Raw genomic sequence first — 13,830 nt, forward strand, 5'->3', positions numbered from 1 at the left:
CACCGGGCCTCCCGCCGCCCGGCCGCGCGCCGAGAACGTTTCCGTACGGCCCCTAGACTTGCCCCATGACCGAGACCCTGTGGCCCGCCCCCGTCGCGACCAGCCCCGTCGACGCCACCGTCACCATCCCCGGCTCCAAGTCGGTCACCAACCGGGCCCTGGTGCTGGCGGCCCTCGCCGACGGGCCGGGCTGGGTGCGGCGCCCGCTGCGCAGCCGCGACTCCCAGCTGATGGCCGACGGCCTGCGCGCCCTCGGGGTCACCATCGAGGAGAAGGTCAACAACGACTCCGGCGGCACCGGCGGCGGCGAGGCCTGGCGGATCATCCCCGCCCCCGCGCTGCTCGGCCCCGCCTCGGTCGACGTCGGCAACGCCGGCACCGTGATGCGCTTCCTGCCCCCGCTGGCCGTCCTGGCCGACGGCCCGGTGCACTTCGACGGCGACCCGCGCTGCTACGAGCGCCCCCAGCACGGCGTGATCAACGCCCTGCGCGCGCTCGGCGCCCGGATCGAGGACGGCGGCCGCGGTGCCTTCCCGCTGACGGTGCACGGCACCGGCTCGCTGGACGGCGGCCCGGTCGAGCTGGACGCCTCCTCCTCGTCCCAGTTCGTCTCCGCCCTGCTGCTCTCCGGCGCCCGCTACAACCACGGCATCGAGGTCCGCCACGTCGGCGGCCCGGTCCCGTCGCTGCCGCACATCCGGATGACCGTGGAGATGCTGCGGCTGGCCGGCGCCCAGGTCGACGCCCCCGAGGACGGCGGCGAGAAGGACGTCTGGCGGGTCACCCCGGGCGCCGTGATCGGCCGCGACCTGGTGGTCGAGCCGGACCTCTCCAACGCCGCGCCGTTCTTCGGCGCCGCGCTGGTCACCGGTGGCCGGGTCACCGTGCGGGACTGGCCCAAGCACACCTCCCAGCCCGGTGACCAGCTGCGCGAGATCTACACCCGGATGGGTGGCGCCTGCGACTTCACCGACGAGGGCCTGCAGTTCACCGGCACCGGCCGGATCCACGGCATCGAGGCCGACCTGCACGACGTCGGCGAGCTCACCCCGGTGATCGCCGCCGTCGCCGCGCTCGCCGACTCCGAGTCCCACCTGTACGGCATCGCGCACCTGCGCCTGCACGAGACGGACCGGCTCGCCGCGCTCGCCAAGGAGATCAACGACCTGGGCGGCGACGTCACGGAGACCGAGGACGGTCTGCGGATCCGCCCGCGCCCGCTGCACGGGGGCGTCTTCCACACCTACGAGGACCACCGCCTCGCCACCGCCGCCGCCGTCCTCGGCCTCGCCGTCCCCGGCGTGGAGGTCGAGAACGTGGCCACCACCGCCAAGACCCTGCCCGACTTCCCGGGGATGTGGGCCGAACTGCTCGGCGAAGCGGCGGAAGCGACGGCGGGCGTCTGAGCGGAGACTGAGCACATGCGCCGCTACGGCAAGGACGCCGACGAGGACGACATCCGCAACCGCCCCGCCCGCCGGGGGTCCCGGCCGCGGACCCGGATCCGGCCCAAGCACGAGGACGCCGCCGAGGCGATGGTGCTGACCGTCGACCGCGGCCGGGTCACCTGCCTGGTCGACCCTGGGACGAAGCAGGAGCGCGAGGTCGTCGCCATGAAGGCCCGCGAGCTGGGCCGCAAGGGCGTCGTCGTCGGCGACATGGTCAACCTGGTCGGGGACCTCTCCGGGGACGCCGACACCCTGGCCCGGATCGTCCGGGTCGAGGAGCGCGGCTCGGTGCTGCGGCGCACGGCGGACGACGACGACCCGTACGAGCGGATCGTGGTCGCCAACGCCCAGCAGCTGGCGATCGTCACCGCCCTGGCCGACCCGGAGCCGCGCCCCCGGCTGATCGACCGCTGCCTGGTGGCGGCCTACGACGCGGGCATGGAGCCGCTGCTGGTGCTCACCAAGTCCGACCTCGCGCCGGCCTCGACGCTGCTGGACTCGTACGCCCCGCTGGGCATCACGTACGTGGTCACCCGCCGCGACGAGCTGGAGACCACCGGCGCCGAGGCCGTCCGCGAGCACCTGCGCGGGCTGTCCACGGTGTTCATCGGCCACTCGGGCGTCGGCAAGACCACCCTGGTCAACGCGCTCGTCCCGGACCGCCAGCGGCAGACCGGGCGCGTCAACGCGGTGACCGGCCGCGGCCGGCACACCACCGTCTCCGCCCTGGCGCTGCGGCTGCCCCCGCCGCCCGGCGCCAAGCCGGGCTCGAAGAAGGCGCTGAACCCCGGCTGGGTGATCGACACGCCCGGCTTCCGCTCCTTCGGCCTCTCGCACATCGACCCGTCCCGGGTCATCCTCGCCTTCCCCGACCTGGAGCCCGGCACCGTCGACTGCCCGCGCGCGTGCAGCCACGACGAGCCGGACTGCGCGCTGGACGCCTGGGTCGCCGAGGGCCACGCCGAGGCCGCCCGGCTCTACTCGCTGCGCCGGCTGCTGGCCAGCAAGGAGGGCGAGCTCGACTGAGCCCGGCGGCGCCGGGCCCGTCCCCGGGTTCGGCGCCGGTGGCCCGTTCGAGGTGTCGGAGCGGGCTCACCTGGCGATCATAGGAAGGTCGGACCGTACCCGGTCCGACCCCCGATCGACAGGGAGGGCACGCGATGGCATGGGCCCTGGTGGTCCTGGCCGGCCTGCTGGAGACCGGCTTCGCGATCAACCTCAAGCTCAGCGAGGGTTTCACCAGGCTCTGGCCCACCATCAGCTTCTGCGTGTTCGCCCTCGGCAGCTTCGGCCTGCTCACCCTCTCGCTGAAGACCCTGCCGGTCGGCCCCGCCTACGCGGTGTGGACGGGCATCGGCGCGGCCGGCACCGCGATCTACGGCATGGTCTTCCTGGACGAGACCAGTTCGGTCCTCAAGCTGGTCTCGATCTCGCTGGTGATCGCCGGCGTCATCGGCCTCCAGCTCAGCGGCACGGCCCACTGAGCGGCTAGGGTTTCGGGCATGGCCGATTACCACGACGACCTCCGACTCGCCCATGTCCTCGCCGACTCGGCCGACTCGGTCACCCTGGAGCGCTTCCGCGCCCTCGACCTGAAGGTCGAGACCAAGCCCGACCTCACCCCGGTGAGCGACGCCGACAAGGCCGCCGAGGAGCTGGTGCGGAGCGTGCTCCAGCGCGCCCGCCCGCGCGACGCCGTCCTCGGCGAGGAGTTCGGCCTCCAGGGCTCGGGCCCGCGCCGCTGGGTGATCGACCCGATCGACGGCACCAAGAACTACATCCGCGGCGTCCCGGTCTGGGCCACCCTGATCGCCCTGCTGGAGGACGGCCCGGACGGCGTCGAGCGCCCGGTGGTCGGCATGGTCTCCGCCCCCGCGCTCCAGCGCCGCTGGTGGGCGGCCAAGGGCCTCGGGGCGTTCGGCGGCCGCAGCCTGGCCAAGGCCTCCCGGCTGCACGTCTCCGGCGTCTCCCGGATCGAGGACGCGTCCTTCTCCTACTCCTCGCTCACCGGCTGGGAGGAGCGCGGGCGCCTCGACCCGTTCCTGGACCTCACCCGCGCCTGCTGGCGCACCCGCGCCTACGGCGACTTCTGGTCCTACATGATGGTCGCCGAGGGCGCCGTCGACATCGCCGCCGAGCCCGAGCTGTCGCTGTGGGACATGGCGGCCAACTGCATCATCGTCGAGGAGGCCGGCGGCCGCTTCACCGGTCTGGACGGCGTCCCCGGCCCCGGCGGCGCCGACGCCGTCGCCTCCAACGGCCTGCTGCACGAGGAGGCCCTGCGCCGGCTGGGCGTCTGAGCCGGATCCTCGGGCCGAGGCGTGCGCGGGCCCCGGTGACCTGTGGGAGCAGGTCACCGGGGCCCGCCGTTCTCGCCCGGGTGCGCGGGGCTACTGCTTGCGCAGCTCCCGGACCGCCGCGTCCAGCCGCTGCCCGAAGTCGGCGTCGGCCTTGCGGAAGTTGTCGACCGCCCGCTCCACGATGTCCTCGCGGTCGGCCGAGACCTTGGCGATGAAGCCCGCCAGGTTGGCGACCAGGCGCTGCTTCTCCTCCTCGGAGAACAGCCGGTAGAGGTCGCCGGCCTGCACGAAGTCGTCGTCCTCGGCGTGCGAGGGCGCGACGTGGTTGCCGGTGAGGCCGTCGACGGCGGTCGCGGCCCACAGCGGACGGCCGGTCTGCACCGGGCCGCCGAAGCTGTTCGGCTCGTAGTTCTTCTGCCGGCCGTGGCGGCCGTCGTACAGGTAGCCGTCCCGGCTGTTGGTGCGGGCCTCGGTGGCGTGCGGACGGTTCACCGGCAGGTGGTCGGCGTTGATGCCGACCCGGTAGCGGTGGGCGTCGGCGTACGCGAACAGGCGGCCCTGGAGCATCTTGTCCGGGGACGGGCCGATGCCGGGCACGAAGTGCGCCGGGGAGAAGACCGACTGCTCGACCTCGGCGAAGACGTTGTCGGGGTTGCGGTTGAGCTCCAGCTTCCCGATCTCGATCGGCGGGTAGTCGGCGTGCGGCCAGACCTTGGTCAGGTCGAAGGGGTTGAAGCGGTAGTTCGCCGCGTCGGCCGCCGGCATGATCTGGACCTGCACCGTCCAGCTGGGGAACTCGCCGCGCTCGATCGACTCGCGCAGGTCGCGCTGGTGGCTGTCCGGGTCCTCGCCGGCGAGGGTGTTGGCCTCGGCCTGGGTGAGGTTGCGGATGCCCTGGTCGGTCTTGAAGTGGTACTTGACCCAGAAGTGCTCGCCGGCCTCGTTCTGCCACTGGTAGGTGTGCGAGCCGTAGCCGTTCATGTGCCGGTACGAGGCCGGGATGCCGCGGTCGCCGAACAGCCAGGTCACCTGGTGGGTGGCCTCGGGCGACAGGCCCCAGAAGTCCCAGACGTTGTCCGCCTCCTGCGAGCCGGTGTACGGGTCGCGCTTCTGGGTGTGGATGAAGTCGGGGAACTTGATGGCGTCCTTGATGAAGAACACCGGGGTGTTGTTGCCGACGAGGTCGTAGTTGCCCTCCTCGGTGTAGAACTTCAGCGCGAAGCCGCGCGGGTCGCGCACCGCGTCGGCCGCGCCGAGGTTGCCCGCCACCGTGGAGAAGCGCAGGAACGTCTCGGTCTGCTTGCCGACCTCGGAGAGGAACGCCGCCCGGGTCCAGGGCGTCAGGTCGGCGGTCACGGTGAAGGTGCCGTACGCGCCGGCGCCGCGGGCGTGCACCACGCGCTCCGGGATCCGCTCGCGGTTGAAGTGCGCGAGCTTCTCGAACAGCAGCTGGTCCTGGATGAGCGCCGGGCCCCCGGGGCCCGCCGTCTCGGTGTTCTGGTTGTCGGCGACGGGGGCACCCGCCTCCGTGGTCAGGGTCGGGCGCAGCTCGTCCTGGGTCGTCATGGGAGTGCCTCCGCGGTATCCGGTCGTGATGACACGATCCTAACTTGGACTTTGTCCAAGTCAATACTGGAACCAATCTCGGAGGGTGACCTACTCTGGAGGGCATGAGCGACCTGCTGGAGAGACTGCGCGCGAGAGGCTGGCGGCTGACCTCGCAGCGCCGGGTCGTGGCCGAGGTCCTGGACGGCGAACACGTCCACCTCACCGCGGACGAGGTGCACGCCCGCGCGACGACCCGACTGCCGGAGATCAGCCGCGCCACCGTCTACAACACGCTCGGCGAACTCGTCGCCCTCGGCGAGGTCCTGGAGGTCGCCGCCGACGGCCGCGCCAAGCGCTACGACCCCAACGCCCACCGCGCCCACCAGCACCTGATCTGCTCGGGCTGCGGCGCGATCCGCGACGTCCAGCCGCAGGGCGACCCGCTCGCCGCCCTCCCCGCCGCCGAGCGCTTCGGCTTCACCGTCACCGCCGCCGAGGTCACCTACCGCGGCCTGTGCCCGAACTGCCGCCCCTAGCCCGCCGGTTGTCCGCAGCAGCCCGACCGTCCGGTTGCCCGGCGTCCGGCTACGCGCTCAACTCCGCGTTCAGCGCGCCCAGCAGCCGCCCGGCCCGCTCCGCCACCTCGGCCGGCCCGGAGTCGATCGCCCGCCGGCACCAGTTCTCCGCCTGCATCGGCTCCCCGCGGCGCAGCGCCAGCAGTGCCAGGCGCAGCGCCGCCCGGCCGTGCCCGGCGTCGGCGGCCCGGGTGTACCAGAGCATCGCCTCGGCCTCGCTGTCCTGCCGGGCCAGCAGCAGCCCCAGGTTGAACGCGGCGCTGCGGCTGCCCGCCTCGGCGGCCCGCCGGTACCAGCTCTCGGCGATCTCCAGCGCCCCGCGCTCGGCCGCCCGCACGCCCATCCGCACCTGCGCCCGGCGGTGCCCGGCGTCGGCCGCCAGCGCGTACCAGTGCTCGGCCTCGGCGTCCGCGTCCCCGCGCCGGTCCAGCAGCGAGGCCAGCCGGAACGCGCCCTCGGCCGAGCCACCGGCCGCCGCCTGCCGGTAGCGCTCCAGCGCCCCGCCCAGGTTGCCGCGCTGCTCCTGGACGACCGCGAGCTGCAGGGCCGCCTCGCCGTGCCCCTCGGCCGCGGCCCGCGCGTACCACTCCTGGGCCTGCTGCTGCTCGCCGCGCCCGGCGTGCAGCACGCCGAGGTTGAACGCCCCGTCCACGCTGCCGGCCTCGGCCGCCTTGGAGAACCAGGGCTGGGCGCCGGACTCGTCGCCGCGCTGCAGCAGCACCACGGCCAGCGCGTTGCAGGCCTCCCGGTGCCCGGCGTACGCCGCCCGGCGGTACCACTGCTCGGCCTGCTGCTCGCGGCCGGTGCCGGCGCAGAGCAGGCCGAGGTTGAAGGCGCCGTTCTGGTCGCCCGCGTCCAGCGCGGCCCGGTACCAGCGCTCGGCCGCGGCGGCCTCGCCGCGGCTCGCGTGCAGCGCCCCCAGCGCGTTGGCGGCGTTGCCGTCCCCGGCCTCGGCGGCCTCCTGCCACCACTCGGCGGCGGCCGCCAGGTCCCCGGAGTCGCGCAGCAGGAAGCCCAGCGCGCAGGCCGCGCGCGGCTCCCCGTTCTGCGCGGCCTGCCGGTACCAGCGGGCCGCCTCGTCCAGCAGCGACCGGTCGGTGCGGGCCCGCTCCTCCAGCAGCACGCCCAGGCGCAGCGCGGCGCGGGCGTGGCTGCGGGCGGCGGCGGTGCGGTACCAGGTCTCGGCGGTCTCCTTGTCCCCGGCGGCCTCGCGCATCCGGGCCAGCCGGTAGGAGGCCTCCCGGTGCCCGGCGTCGGCGGAGACCTTGAACCAGCGCTCGGCGCGCACGTCCCGCCGGTGCTCCATCAGGTCGCCCAGGGCGTAGGCGCCCAGCGGGTGGCCGTGGTCGGCGGCGTAGTGCAGCCAGTACTCGGCGGCCTCCTCCTCGCCCTGGTCGCGCAGTTGCAGCCCGAGCGCGTGCGCGGCCGGCGCGCTGCCGGCCACGGCGGCCTGGCGCCACCACTGCCCGGCCTCGGCGCGGTGGCCCTGCTGGTGCAGCAGCACGCCGAGGTTGTTGGCGGCGGCGCGCATCCCGGCGGCCGCGGCGGCGCGCAGGTAGGGCTCGGCGTCCTCCAGTTCGCCGCGGCGCAGCAGCAGGGTGCCGAGCCGGCAGGCGGCGTCCGGGTCGCCGCCGTCGGCGGCCTGTCGGTGGCGGGCCTCCAGCGCGGCGGACTCGCGGGCGGCGAGGGCGGTCTCGAAGCTGGTCGAGTCGAGGCCGGCCGGGTCGATCGCGGCGCCGGCGCCCGGCTCCCCGCCGGGCTGCTCCCCGTACGCGCCGACGGCGGCGGCGAACTGACGGGTCGACACGTGGACGAGGCTGTCGGGCCCGTAGCCCTGGGTCGGGGGGCGCTCGGACAGTCCGCTGGTGCGCTGGGCGGGCAGGGCTCCGGGGTGGTTGGCCGTACGCTCGGCGCTCTCCGCCCAGGCGTCGGTGTCCGCCTCGGCGGCCGCCGAGGACCTGGCGCCTGACTTGCCGATCAGCCTCATGCCGACTCCCGCTCCCCCAGAGTGTCGCGGCATCGTGCCCCGGCGTGCGTCCGGGGGGACTCCCAGGGGAGGCGCCGGACCCGACGGCCGGTCAGCGGCCGCGCACCGTCCCCCATGTGTCCCATCGTCGCATCACCCAGTACCCGCGTACACCTGCCCCGGCCGAATTCCGGCGGGGCCGACCCGAAGCCGACGAAATTGCTTCGGCGCTTTGTCGATTTCCCGACACGTCAACCCCACAAACCCCGCTGCCGTCCTCCTTGGCGACGGTCGATAGTACCGGAGCGGTTCCCGCCACTTCCGGACGAGAATGGCCCGGGAGCGGCGCGGGAAACACCAGAGGCCCGGAGGAAGAATCCTCCGGGCCTCTGGCCTTTGTAGCGGGGACAGGATTTGAACCTGCGACCTCTGGGTTATGAGCCCAGCGAGCTACCGAGCTGCTCCACCCCGCGTCGGTGGTTAAACCATAGCACGGGCGCGGGGTGGAACGGAAAACGGTTACCGCAGCTCAGCGGCCGCCTCCGCGGACTACGGCTGCGGGCTGGGCGATCCGCCGCCGGTGGCGCCCGGGGCGGGAGTGCCGGCCGGGGCCGGCGCCGGGCTGCCGCCACGGGCGGCCTCCGCGGCCTTCAGGGCGTCGCCGAGCGCCTTCTGGGCGTTGCCGTAGGCCACCCAGTCGCCGTTCTTGAACGCGGTCTGGCTGTCGCCGTACGCCTTCTCCGCGTCCGAGAGCGCCTTCTGGAGCTCCGGCGAGATCGTCCCGCCCGGCGCCGGCGTCGCGGGCGCCGTCGGGGTGGTGGTCGGAGCGGTCCCGGTGCCCGGCGTGGACGGCACGATCGGGGTGGTCGACGGGGGCGCCCCGCCGAACACCTTCTTCAGCGCGGCCTCCAGGGTGTCCTCGAACGCCACGTTGTCGTCCCCGTACACCGCCAGGACCTTCTGCATCGTCGGGTACTTGGCACCGCGACCGCGCACGTACACCGGCTCGATGTTGAGCAGCCCGCCGCCGACCGGCAGGGTCAGCAGGTTGCCGTACTCCAGCTCGGCGTCCCCGCCGCTCTTCAGGGCGAAGATCTGGTTGGCCACCTCCTGGCGGGAGTTGAACTTCGACTGCACCAGGCCGGGGCCGGGGGCGCCGCTCTCGCCCGTCATCTTCAGGATGCGGATCTTCCCGTAGTCGTCCCCCGGGTCCGCGTTGACGGCCATGAAGGCCGCCAGGTTGGGCCGCTGGTTGGGCACGAAGGTGCTGGTGAGCGAGAAGTTCGCGGTGTTCGTGTCCGGCATCCGCACCGTCACGTAGTACGGCGGCTGGACCTGCTTGGTGTCGCTGCTCGGGTCCACCGGGACCTGCCAGATGTCACTGCCGTTGAAGAAGGAGTTGGCGTCGGTGACGTGGTACTGGCCGAGCAGGTCGCGCTGCACCTTGAACATGTCCTGCGGGTAGCGCAGGTGCGGCAGCAGCGTCTGCGGGATGTCCGCCTTCGGCTCGACGGTGCCCGGGAAGGCCTTCATCCAGGTCTTCAGGACCGGGTCCTTGTCGTCCCACTGGTAGAGCTTCACCTCGCCGGTGTAGGCGTCCACCGTGGCCTTGACCGAGTTGCGGATGTAGTTGACCTGGTTGGCGGCGGTCAGCAGCTCACCGCGCTGGTTGGTCAGCGAGTCCTTGGTGGCGGCGCCCAGCGTCGTCTTCGAGGAGAACGGGAAGCCGTCCGAGGTGGTGTAGCCGTCCAGCACCCAGACCACGCGGCCGTCCTGCACCACCGGGTACGGGTCGGCGTCGATCGACAGCCACGGCGCGACCTTCTCCACCCGCTCCTTCGGCGTGCGGTTGTAGATCACCTTGGCGCCGTCGGTGATGGCCCCCGCGTAGAGGATCTGCGGCTCCGTGAAGCGCACCGCGTACGCGGCCCGGGTCAGCGGGTTGTCCAGCGAGACGCCGCTGCCGCCGGAGTAGGTGTACTCGGCGTTCTGGCCGGTCTTGGGATCGGTGTAGTCGATCTCCTTGTTGGCGCCGCCGACGATCGAGTACGTGGTGGTCTTCTCGCCGTAGTAGATCCGCTGCTGGTAGTCGCCCAGCGTGCCGGTGGCCGGCAGGCCCGACTCGGTGAACACCGGCTGGCCCTTGTCGTCGACCTGGTTGCCCTTGGCGACCACCGCGCCGTAGCCGTGGGTGTACTTGAAGTGGTCGTTGATCCAGTTGCGCTGCACGCCGTTGAGGTCGAGCTCGCGCAGGCCGATCACGCTGTCCTGCTTGTCCTGCCCGGTGCCGTAGCGGTCCACGTCCAGCGTGTTCGGGAAGGCGTAGTAGTTGCGCTGCTGCTCCAGCGACTGGAACGCCGGCGAGACGACGTTCGGGTCCAGCAGCCGGATGTCCGCGATGGTCTGCGCGTCCGGCTTGAGCGCGTCGGCGTTGGTCGTGCCCTGCGGGGTGTACTGGGTGGTCTGCGCGTCCGCGATCCCGTACGCCTGGCGGGTGGCGTCGATGTTCTTCTGGATGTACGGCGTCTCCTTGGCCTGCTCGTTCGGCTTGACCTGGAACTGCTGCACGATCGCCGGGTACAGCCCGCCGATCAGCACCGCCGACAGCACCATCAGCCCCAGGCCGATCAGGGCCGGGGCCCAGGTGCGGCGGATCGGGGTCAGGAAGAACAGCACCGCGCAGATGATCGCGACGAAGAACAGGATGGTCTTGGCCGGCAGGAACGCGTTGGCGTCCACGTAGCGCAGACCCGTCCAGCCCGAGACGCCCTTGTACGAGCCGGTCTTCACCGCCAGCGCGTACCGGTCCAGCCAGTACGCGACGGCCTTCAGCAGCACGAACACGCCCAGCAGCACCGCCAGGTGCCCCTGCGCGCCCGCGCTCGCCCGGCGCCCCGGGCCCTGCAGCCGCAGCCCGCCGTACAGGTAGTGCACCAGCGCCGAGGTCAGCAGCGAGACGATCACCGCGCTGAACGCGAAGCCCAGCACGAACTCGTAGAACGGCAGGTCGAAGGCGTAGAACGAGACGTCCATGCCGAACTGCGAGTCCTTCTCACCGAAGGACGTCGCGTTCGTCCACATCAGCCAGGTCCGCCACTGGCCCGAGGCCGCGGCGCCGGCCACCAGGCCGATCACCAGCGAGACCCCGATCAGCGCCCAGCGCTTGAACGGCGCCAGGCCCGACCGGTAGCGGTCCAGGCTCTGCTGCTCCACCGACATCGCCGACAGCGGCGGCCTCAGCCGGTGCGCCAGCCAGATGTTGAAGCCGACGATCACCGCCATCAGCAGGCCGAACACCCCGAACAGGCCGATCTTCGTCCACAGCTGGGTGGTGAACACCGAGGAGAAGTGGACCGACCTGAACCACAGCCAGTCCGTCCAGAAGCCCGCGAACATGACGAACAGCAGGAAGAGCACCGCGAGCACGCCCAGGGTCAGCAGGGCCACCCGCGCCCGCCGGGAGGGCGGGCCTACCCTGCGCCGGAAACCCGGCCCTGAGCGTTCGGGCATCTGGAAGACCACGGTGGCACCTCGGCTGTGTCGTCTGAATGGGGTCGGTCGTCAGAGCAACTTAACCAGGCTTTGGCCGAGTTCCCACCGTTAGCAGACGGTTACGACGACCGCCCGCCGCCGGCCGTCCCCGCCACGGCTCCCCCGGCCCTCCCGACGGCCCGCGACGACCCCCCGACCGCCCCCGGCGGCCTTCCGGCGAGCGCGCCCCGCCCGGCGTGTGAGGATTGAGGCATGTCCGACGCGTCTGATCTGAACAACTCCCCCGACGACGTCTCCAAGCTCCCGGCCGCCACCCCGCTGACCCGGGCCGCGCTGGAGATCGACGAGTACGCCTCCACCCTCGGCTGGGACCTCCCGGCCCGGCTGTTCGCCCTGGTGGACAGCGCCGCCCTGCGCAAGGCCAACCCGAAGATCGCCAAGCAGCTCGGCCTCGCCGACGGCGACGAGCCCGGCCTGACCCCGATCGAGCAGGACGAGCTGCCGGCCGGCATGGAGCTCGACAAGTTCCTCGGCACCATCGCCTGGCCCGACTCCGTGGCCGGCTGCGCCCTGGTCGTCGAGCGCCTCATGCTGCCCCCGGGCGCCGAGCAGTCCCGCCCGCGCGGCGCCTCCGACGCCCAGCTCGCCGAGTGGGTGGCCAACCACCCCAAGCGCGAGGAGGTGCGGATCACCGCCGCGGTGCTCCGCGGCGGCAAGAAGGAGATCGCGCTGCGGCTGCGCTCCAAGGACGTCGCCCGCGAGGTGCTGACCGGCCCCGACCTGGTGCCCGGCCTGACCGACGCGCTGCTGGCGACCTTCGCCTGACGCCTTCCCGCCGACGTTCCCGGGCGGCCGCCCCGGCGGCTGCCCGGCAGGCCCCGTGCCGACGGCCCGACCGCTGCCCGGCGGCTACCCGGTGACTACCTGGCCGCTGCTCGCCGACTGCCCGGTGACTACCCGGCCGCTGCTCGGCGACTGCCCGGCCGCTACTTGGCGGCGCAGGACGGCAGCGCGGAGGTCTGCCCGGAGCGGACCTGCTCCAGCGACTTCAGCGCGCTGTCCAGCGTGTCCGTCTTGATCAGGGTCAGCCCGGACGGGACGTTCTTGGTCGCCTCGGCGCAGTTCGAGGACGGGGTGAAGAAGTACTCGGCCCCGGCATCCCGGGCGGCGATCAGCTTCATCGAGATGCCGCCGATCGGCCCGACCTTGCCGTCGTCGTCGATGGTCCCGGTGCCGGCCACGAACTTGCCGCCGGTGAGGTCGCCGCCCGGGGTGAGCTTGTCGATGATGCCGAGCGAGAACATCAGCCCGGCGCTCGGGCCGCCGACGTCCTGCAGCCCGATGTCGATCTGGAACGGGTAGGTGTGCCGGATCCCGGTGCCGATGCCCACCACCGCGAGCTCCGCCCGCTCGGCGGGGGCCTTCGGGTCGAGGTCCTTGGCCCGGACGGTCGGGACGGTGACGTCGGTCTTCCCGCCCGCCGTGGCGACGCCGTTCGCGTCCTTGACCCGCGGCACGACGGTGAAGACCGCCGACTCGCCCGGCTTGTGCTTGGTGACCGCCGCGACCACCTGCTCGACCGAGCCGGCCGGGACGCCGTCCACGGCCACGATCTGGTCGCCCGCGTGCAGCCGGCCCTCGGCCGGGGCGCCCGCGGTGACCGACTTCACGATCAGCTCGCTGCCGACCGGCACGCCCAGCTGCTTGAGCGCCGCGGTGCGGGCGCTGTCCTCGGAGGAGGCGAACTCCTCGGCGTTCTGCTTCTTGGCGTCCGCGTCCGACTGCCCCTTGGGGTAGACGTTGTCGTGCGGCACCACCAGCACGTCGTCCCGCAGCCAGCCGACCACCGCGTTGACCAGGCTGGGCTCGTACTTGGCCCCGGTGACCTGGACGGTGGTCATGTTGAGGCGCCCGGTCGTCGGGTACGACTCGTGCCCGCTGATGCTGATCACCGGCTTGCCGCCCTGGTTGCCGAGCGTGTTGTACGTCGGCCCCGGGCTCATCTCCGTGTACGGCACCTTCATCAGCACCGAGACGCAGAGCAGCGCTATGAGCAGCAGGGTGGCAGCGAGCATCGTCGCGGAGCGGCGTGGCATGCCTCGACAGTACGGGACGTGCCTGAAGCGGCGCCCGCCGGGCTACCGGCCGGAGCCCTCACCCGGGGCGGCGGCGCCCGCGGTGGTGCGTTCCATCGCGGCCATGAAGCGCCGGTGTTCGGCGAGTGAGGCCGGATCGCCGGTGGCCCGCGGGGCCCGCTGGGCCCACCCCGCCCAGAGGGCGGCGACCAGGACGGCGACAACCGGAATGATCAACCAGGCGAGCACACCCATACCAGCACTCCCAGCTCGTCGTGTCTATGAGCAGATTAACCACTCCGGCGGACAACGCGGCCGGCGCCGTCCGGGTTACGGGACGGCCGATCGGCTCACTTCCAGGGAGTATCCGGAGCGCCGGCACGGACCCGTTGGAGTGAGACCGCGGCGCGCCTGACCCGACGGACG

At 72.7% G+C, this 13,830-nt stretch carries 11 protein-coding genes and 1 tRNA gene; 6 read left to right on the forward strand and 6 right to left on the reverse strand.

The window, feature by feature from the left end:
* Positions 1 to 65: 65 nt before the first annotated feature.
* From aroA to hisN, 4 genes are all read left to right on the forward strand, one after another.
* Positions 66 to 1,406, forward strand: a complete 1,341-nt coding sequence (gene aroA, locus ACWDD9_RS18840; protein ID WP_449812108.1) for a 3-phosphoshikimate 1-carboxyvinyltransferase — start codon at positions 66 to 68, stop codon at positions 1,404 to 1,406.
* 15 nt (positions 1,407 to 1,421) lie between these two features.
* Complete coding sequence (gene rsgA, locus ACWDD9_RS18845; protein WP_049655059.1) at positions 1,422 to 2,474, forward strand: ribosome small subunit-dependent GTPase A; 1,053 nt, start codon at positions 1,422 to 1,424, stop codon at positions 2,472 to 2,474.
* Between the two features lie 134 nt (positions 2,475 to 2,608).
* Positions 2,609 to 2,932 (forward strand): DMT family transporter, encoded by a 324-nt coding sequence (locus tag ACWDD9_RS18850; RefSeq protein ID WP_074001397.1) that lies wholly within the window; start codon positions 2,609 to 2,611, stop codon positions 2,930 to 2,932.
* A gap of 18 nt (positions 2,933 to 2,950) precedes the next feature.
* Complete coding sequence (gene hisN, locus ACWDD9_RS18855) at positions 2,951 to 3,748, forward strand: histidinol-phosphatase (RefSeq protein WP_049655055.1); 798 nt, start codon at positions 2,951 to 2,953, stop codon at positions 3,746 to 3,748.
* Positions 3,749 to 3,838: 90 nt separating this feature from the next.
* On the opposite strand, the gene ACWDD9_RS18860 is transcribed toward hisN, so the two are convergent.
* A complete protein-coding gene (locus ACWDD9_RS18860) occupies positions 3,839 to 5,314 on the reverse strand; it encodes a catalase (RefSeq protein WP_074001396.1) in 1,476 nt (491 codons plus the stop codon).
* Positions 5,315 to 5,418: 104 nt separating this feature from the next.
* Between ACWDD9_RS18860 and ACWDD9_RS18865 the strand changes: the two genes are divergently transcribed.
* Complete coding sequence (locus tag ACWDD9_RS18865; protein ID WP_049655052.1) at positions 5,419 to 5,832, forward strand: Fur family transcriptional regulator; 414 nt, start codon at positions 5,419 to 5,421, stop codon at positions 5,830 to 5,832.
* A gap of 49 nt (positions 5,833 to 5,881) precedes the next feature.
* Here the strand turns inward: ACWDD9_RS18865 and ACWDD9_RS18870 are convergent, their stop codons facing one another.
* The 3 genes from ACWDD9_RS18870 to ACWDD9_RS18880 all read right to left on the reverse strand — a co-directional run bounded on the left by ACWDD9_RS18870 (position 5,882) and on the right by ACWDD9_RS18880 (position 11,347).
* Positions 5,882 to 7,858 carry a tetratricopeptide repeat protein gene (locus tag ACWDD9_RS18870; protein WP_449812109.1) on the reverse strand — a complete coding sequence of 659 codons (1,977 nt, stop codon included), beginning with the start codon at positions 7,856 to 7,858 and terminating at the stop codon, positions 5,882 to 5,884.
* A gap of 378 nt (positions 7,859 to 8,236) precedes the next feature.
* Positions 8,237 to 8,310 (reverse strand) — tRNA-Met (locus tag ACWDD9_RS18875).
* A 76-nt stretch (positions 8,311 to 8,386) separates the two neighbouring features.
* Entirely contained in the window at positions 8,387 to 11,347 is a 2,961-nt protein-coding gene (locus ACWDD9_RS18880) for a UPF0182 family membrane protein (protein WP_082345984.1), read from the reverse strand.
* Between the two features lie 234 nt (positions 11,348 to 11,581).
* Here ACWDD9_RS18880 and ACWDD9_RS18885 point away from each other — a divergent pair, with 234 nt between their 5' ends.
* Positions 11,582 to 12,154 (forward strand): PPA1309 family protein, encoded by a 573-nt coding sequence (locus tag ACWDD9_RS18885; protein WP_049655907.1) that lies wholly within the window; start codon positions 11,582 to 11,584, stop codon positions 12,152 to 12,154.
* A 161-nt stretch (positions 12,155 to 12,315) separates the two neighbouring features.
* Here ACWDD9_RS18885 and ACWDD9_RS18890 read toward each other — a convergent pair whose 3' ends face one another.
* Together ACWDD9_RS18890 and ACWDD9_RS18895 are read right to left on the reverse strand one after the other, a co-directional pair.
* Positions 12,316 to 13,425 (reverse strand): YlbL family protein, encoded by a 1,110-nt coding sequence (locus ACWDD9_RS18890; protein ID WP_449812110.1) that lies wholly within the window; start codon positions 13,423 to 13,425, stop codon positions 12,316 to 12,318.
* A 42-nt stretch (positions 13,426 to 13,467) separates the two neighbouring features.
* Positions 13,468 to 13,641, reverse strand: a complete 174-nt coding sequence (locus tag ACWDD9_RS18895; protein ID WP_234348548.1) for a hypothetical protein — start codon at positions 13,639 to 13,641, stop codon at positions 13,468 to 13,470.
* Positions 13,642 to 13,830 lie beyond the last annotated feature (189 nt).

The organism is Kitasatospora sp. NPDC001119 (genome assembly GCF_053598475.1).

What these genes read in the sequence shown, in the direction of transcription:
- aroA (WP_449812108.1), top strand. Translation starts at nt 66, where the DNA reads ATGACCGAGACCCTGTGGCCCGCCCCCGTCGCGACCAGCCCCGTCGAC.
- rsgA (WP_049655059.1), top strand. Translation starts at nt 1,422, where the DNA reads ATGCGCCGCTACGGCAAGGACGCCGACGAGGACGACATCCGCAACCGC.
- ACWDD9_RS18850 (WP_074001397.1), top strand. Translation starts at nt 2,609, where the DNA reads ATGGCATGGGCCCTGGTGGTCCTGGCCGGCCTGCTGGAGACCGGCTTC.
- hisN (WP_049655055.1), top strand. Translation starts at nt 2,951, where the DNA reads ATGGCCGATTACCACGACGACCTCCGACTCGCCCATGTCCTCGCCGAC.
- ACWDD9_RS18860 (WP_074001396.1), bottom strand. Translation starts at nt 5,314, where the DNA reads ATGACGACCCAGGACGAGCTGCGCCCGACCCTGACCACGGAGGCGGGT.
- ACWDD9_RS18865 (WP_049655052.1), top strand. Translation starts at nt 5,419, where the DNA reads ATGAGCGACCTGCTGGAGAGACTGCGCGCGAGAGGCTGGCGGCTGACC.
- ACWDD9_RS18870 (WP_449812109.1), bottom strand. Translation starts at nt 7,858, where the DNA reads ATGAGGCTGATCGGCAAGTCAGGCGCCAGGTCCTCGGCGGCCGCCGAG.
- ACWDD9_RS18880 (WP_082345984.1), bottom strand. Translation starts at nt 11,347, where the DNA reads ATGCCCGAACGCTCAGGGCCGGGTTTCCGGCGCAGGGTAGGCCCGCCC.
- ACWDD9_RS18885 (WP_049655907.1), top strand. Translation starts at nt 11,582, where the DNA reads ATGTCCGACGCGTCTGATCTGAACAACTCCCCCGACGACGTCTCCAAG.
- ACWDD9_RS18890 (WP_449812110.1), bottom strand. Translation starts at nt 13,425, where the DNA reads ATGCCACGCCGCTCCGCGACGATGCTCGCTGCCACCCTGCTGCTCATA.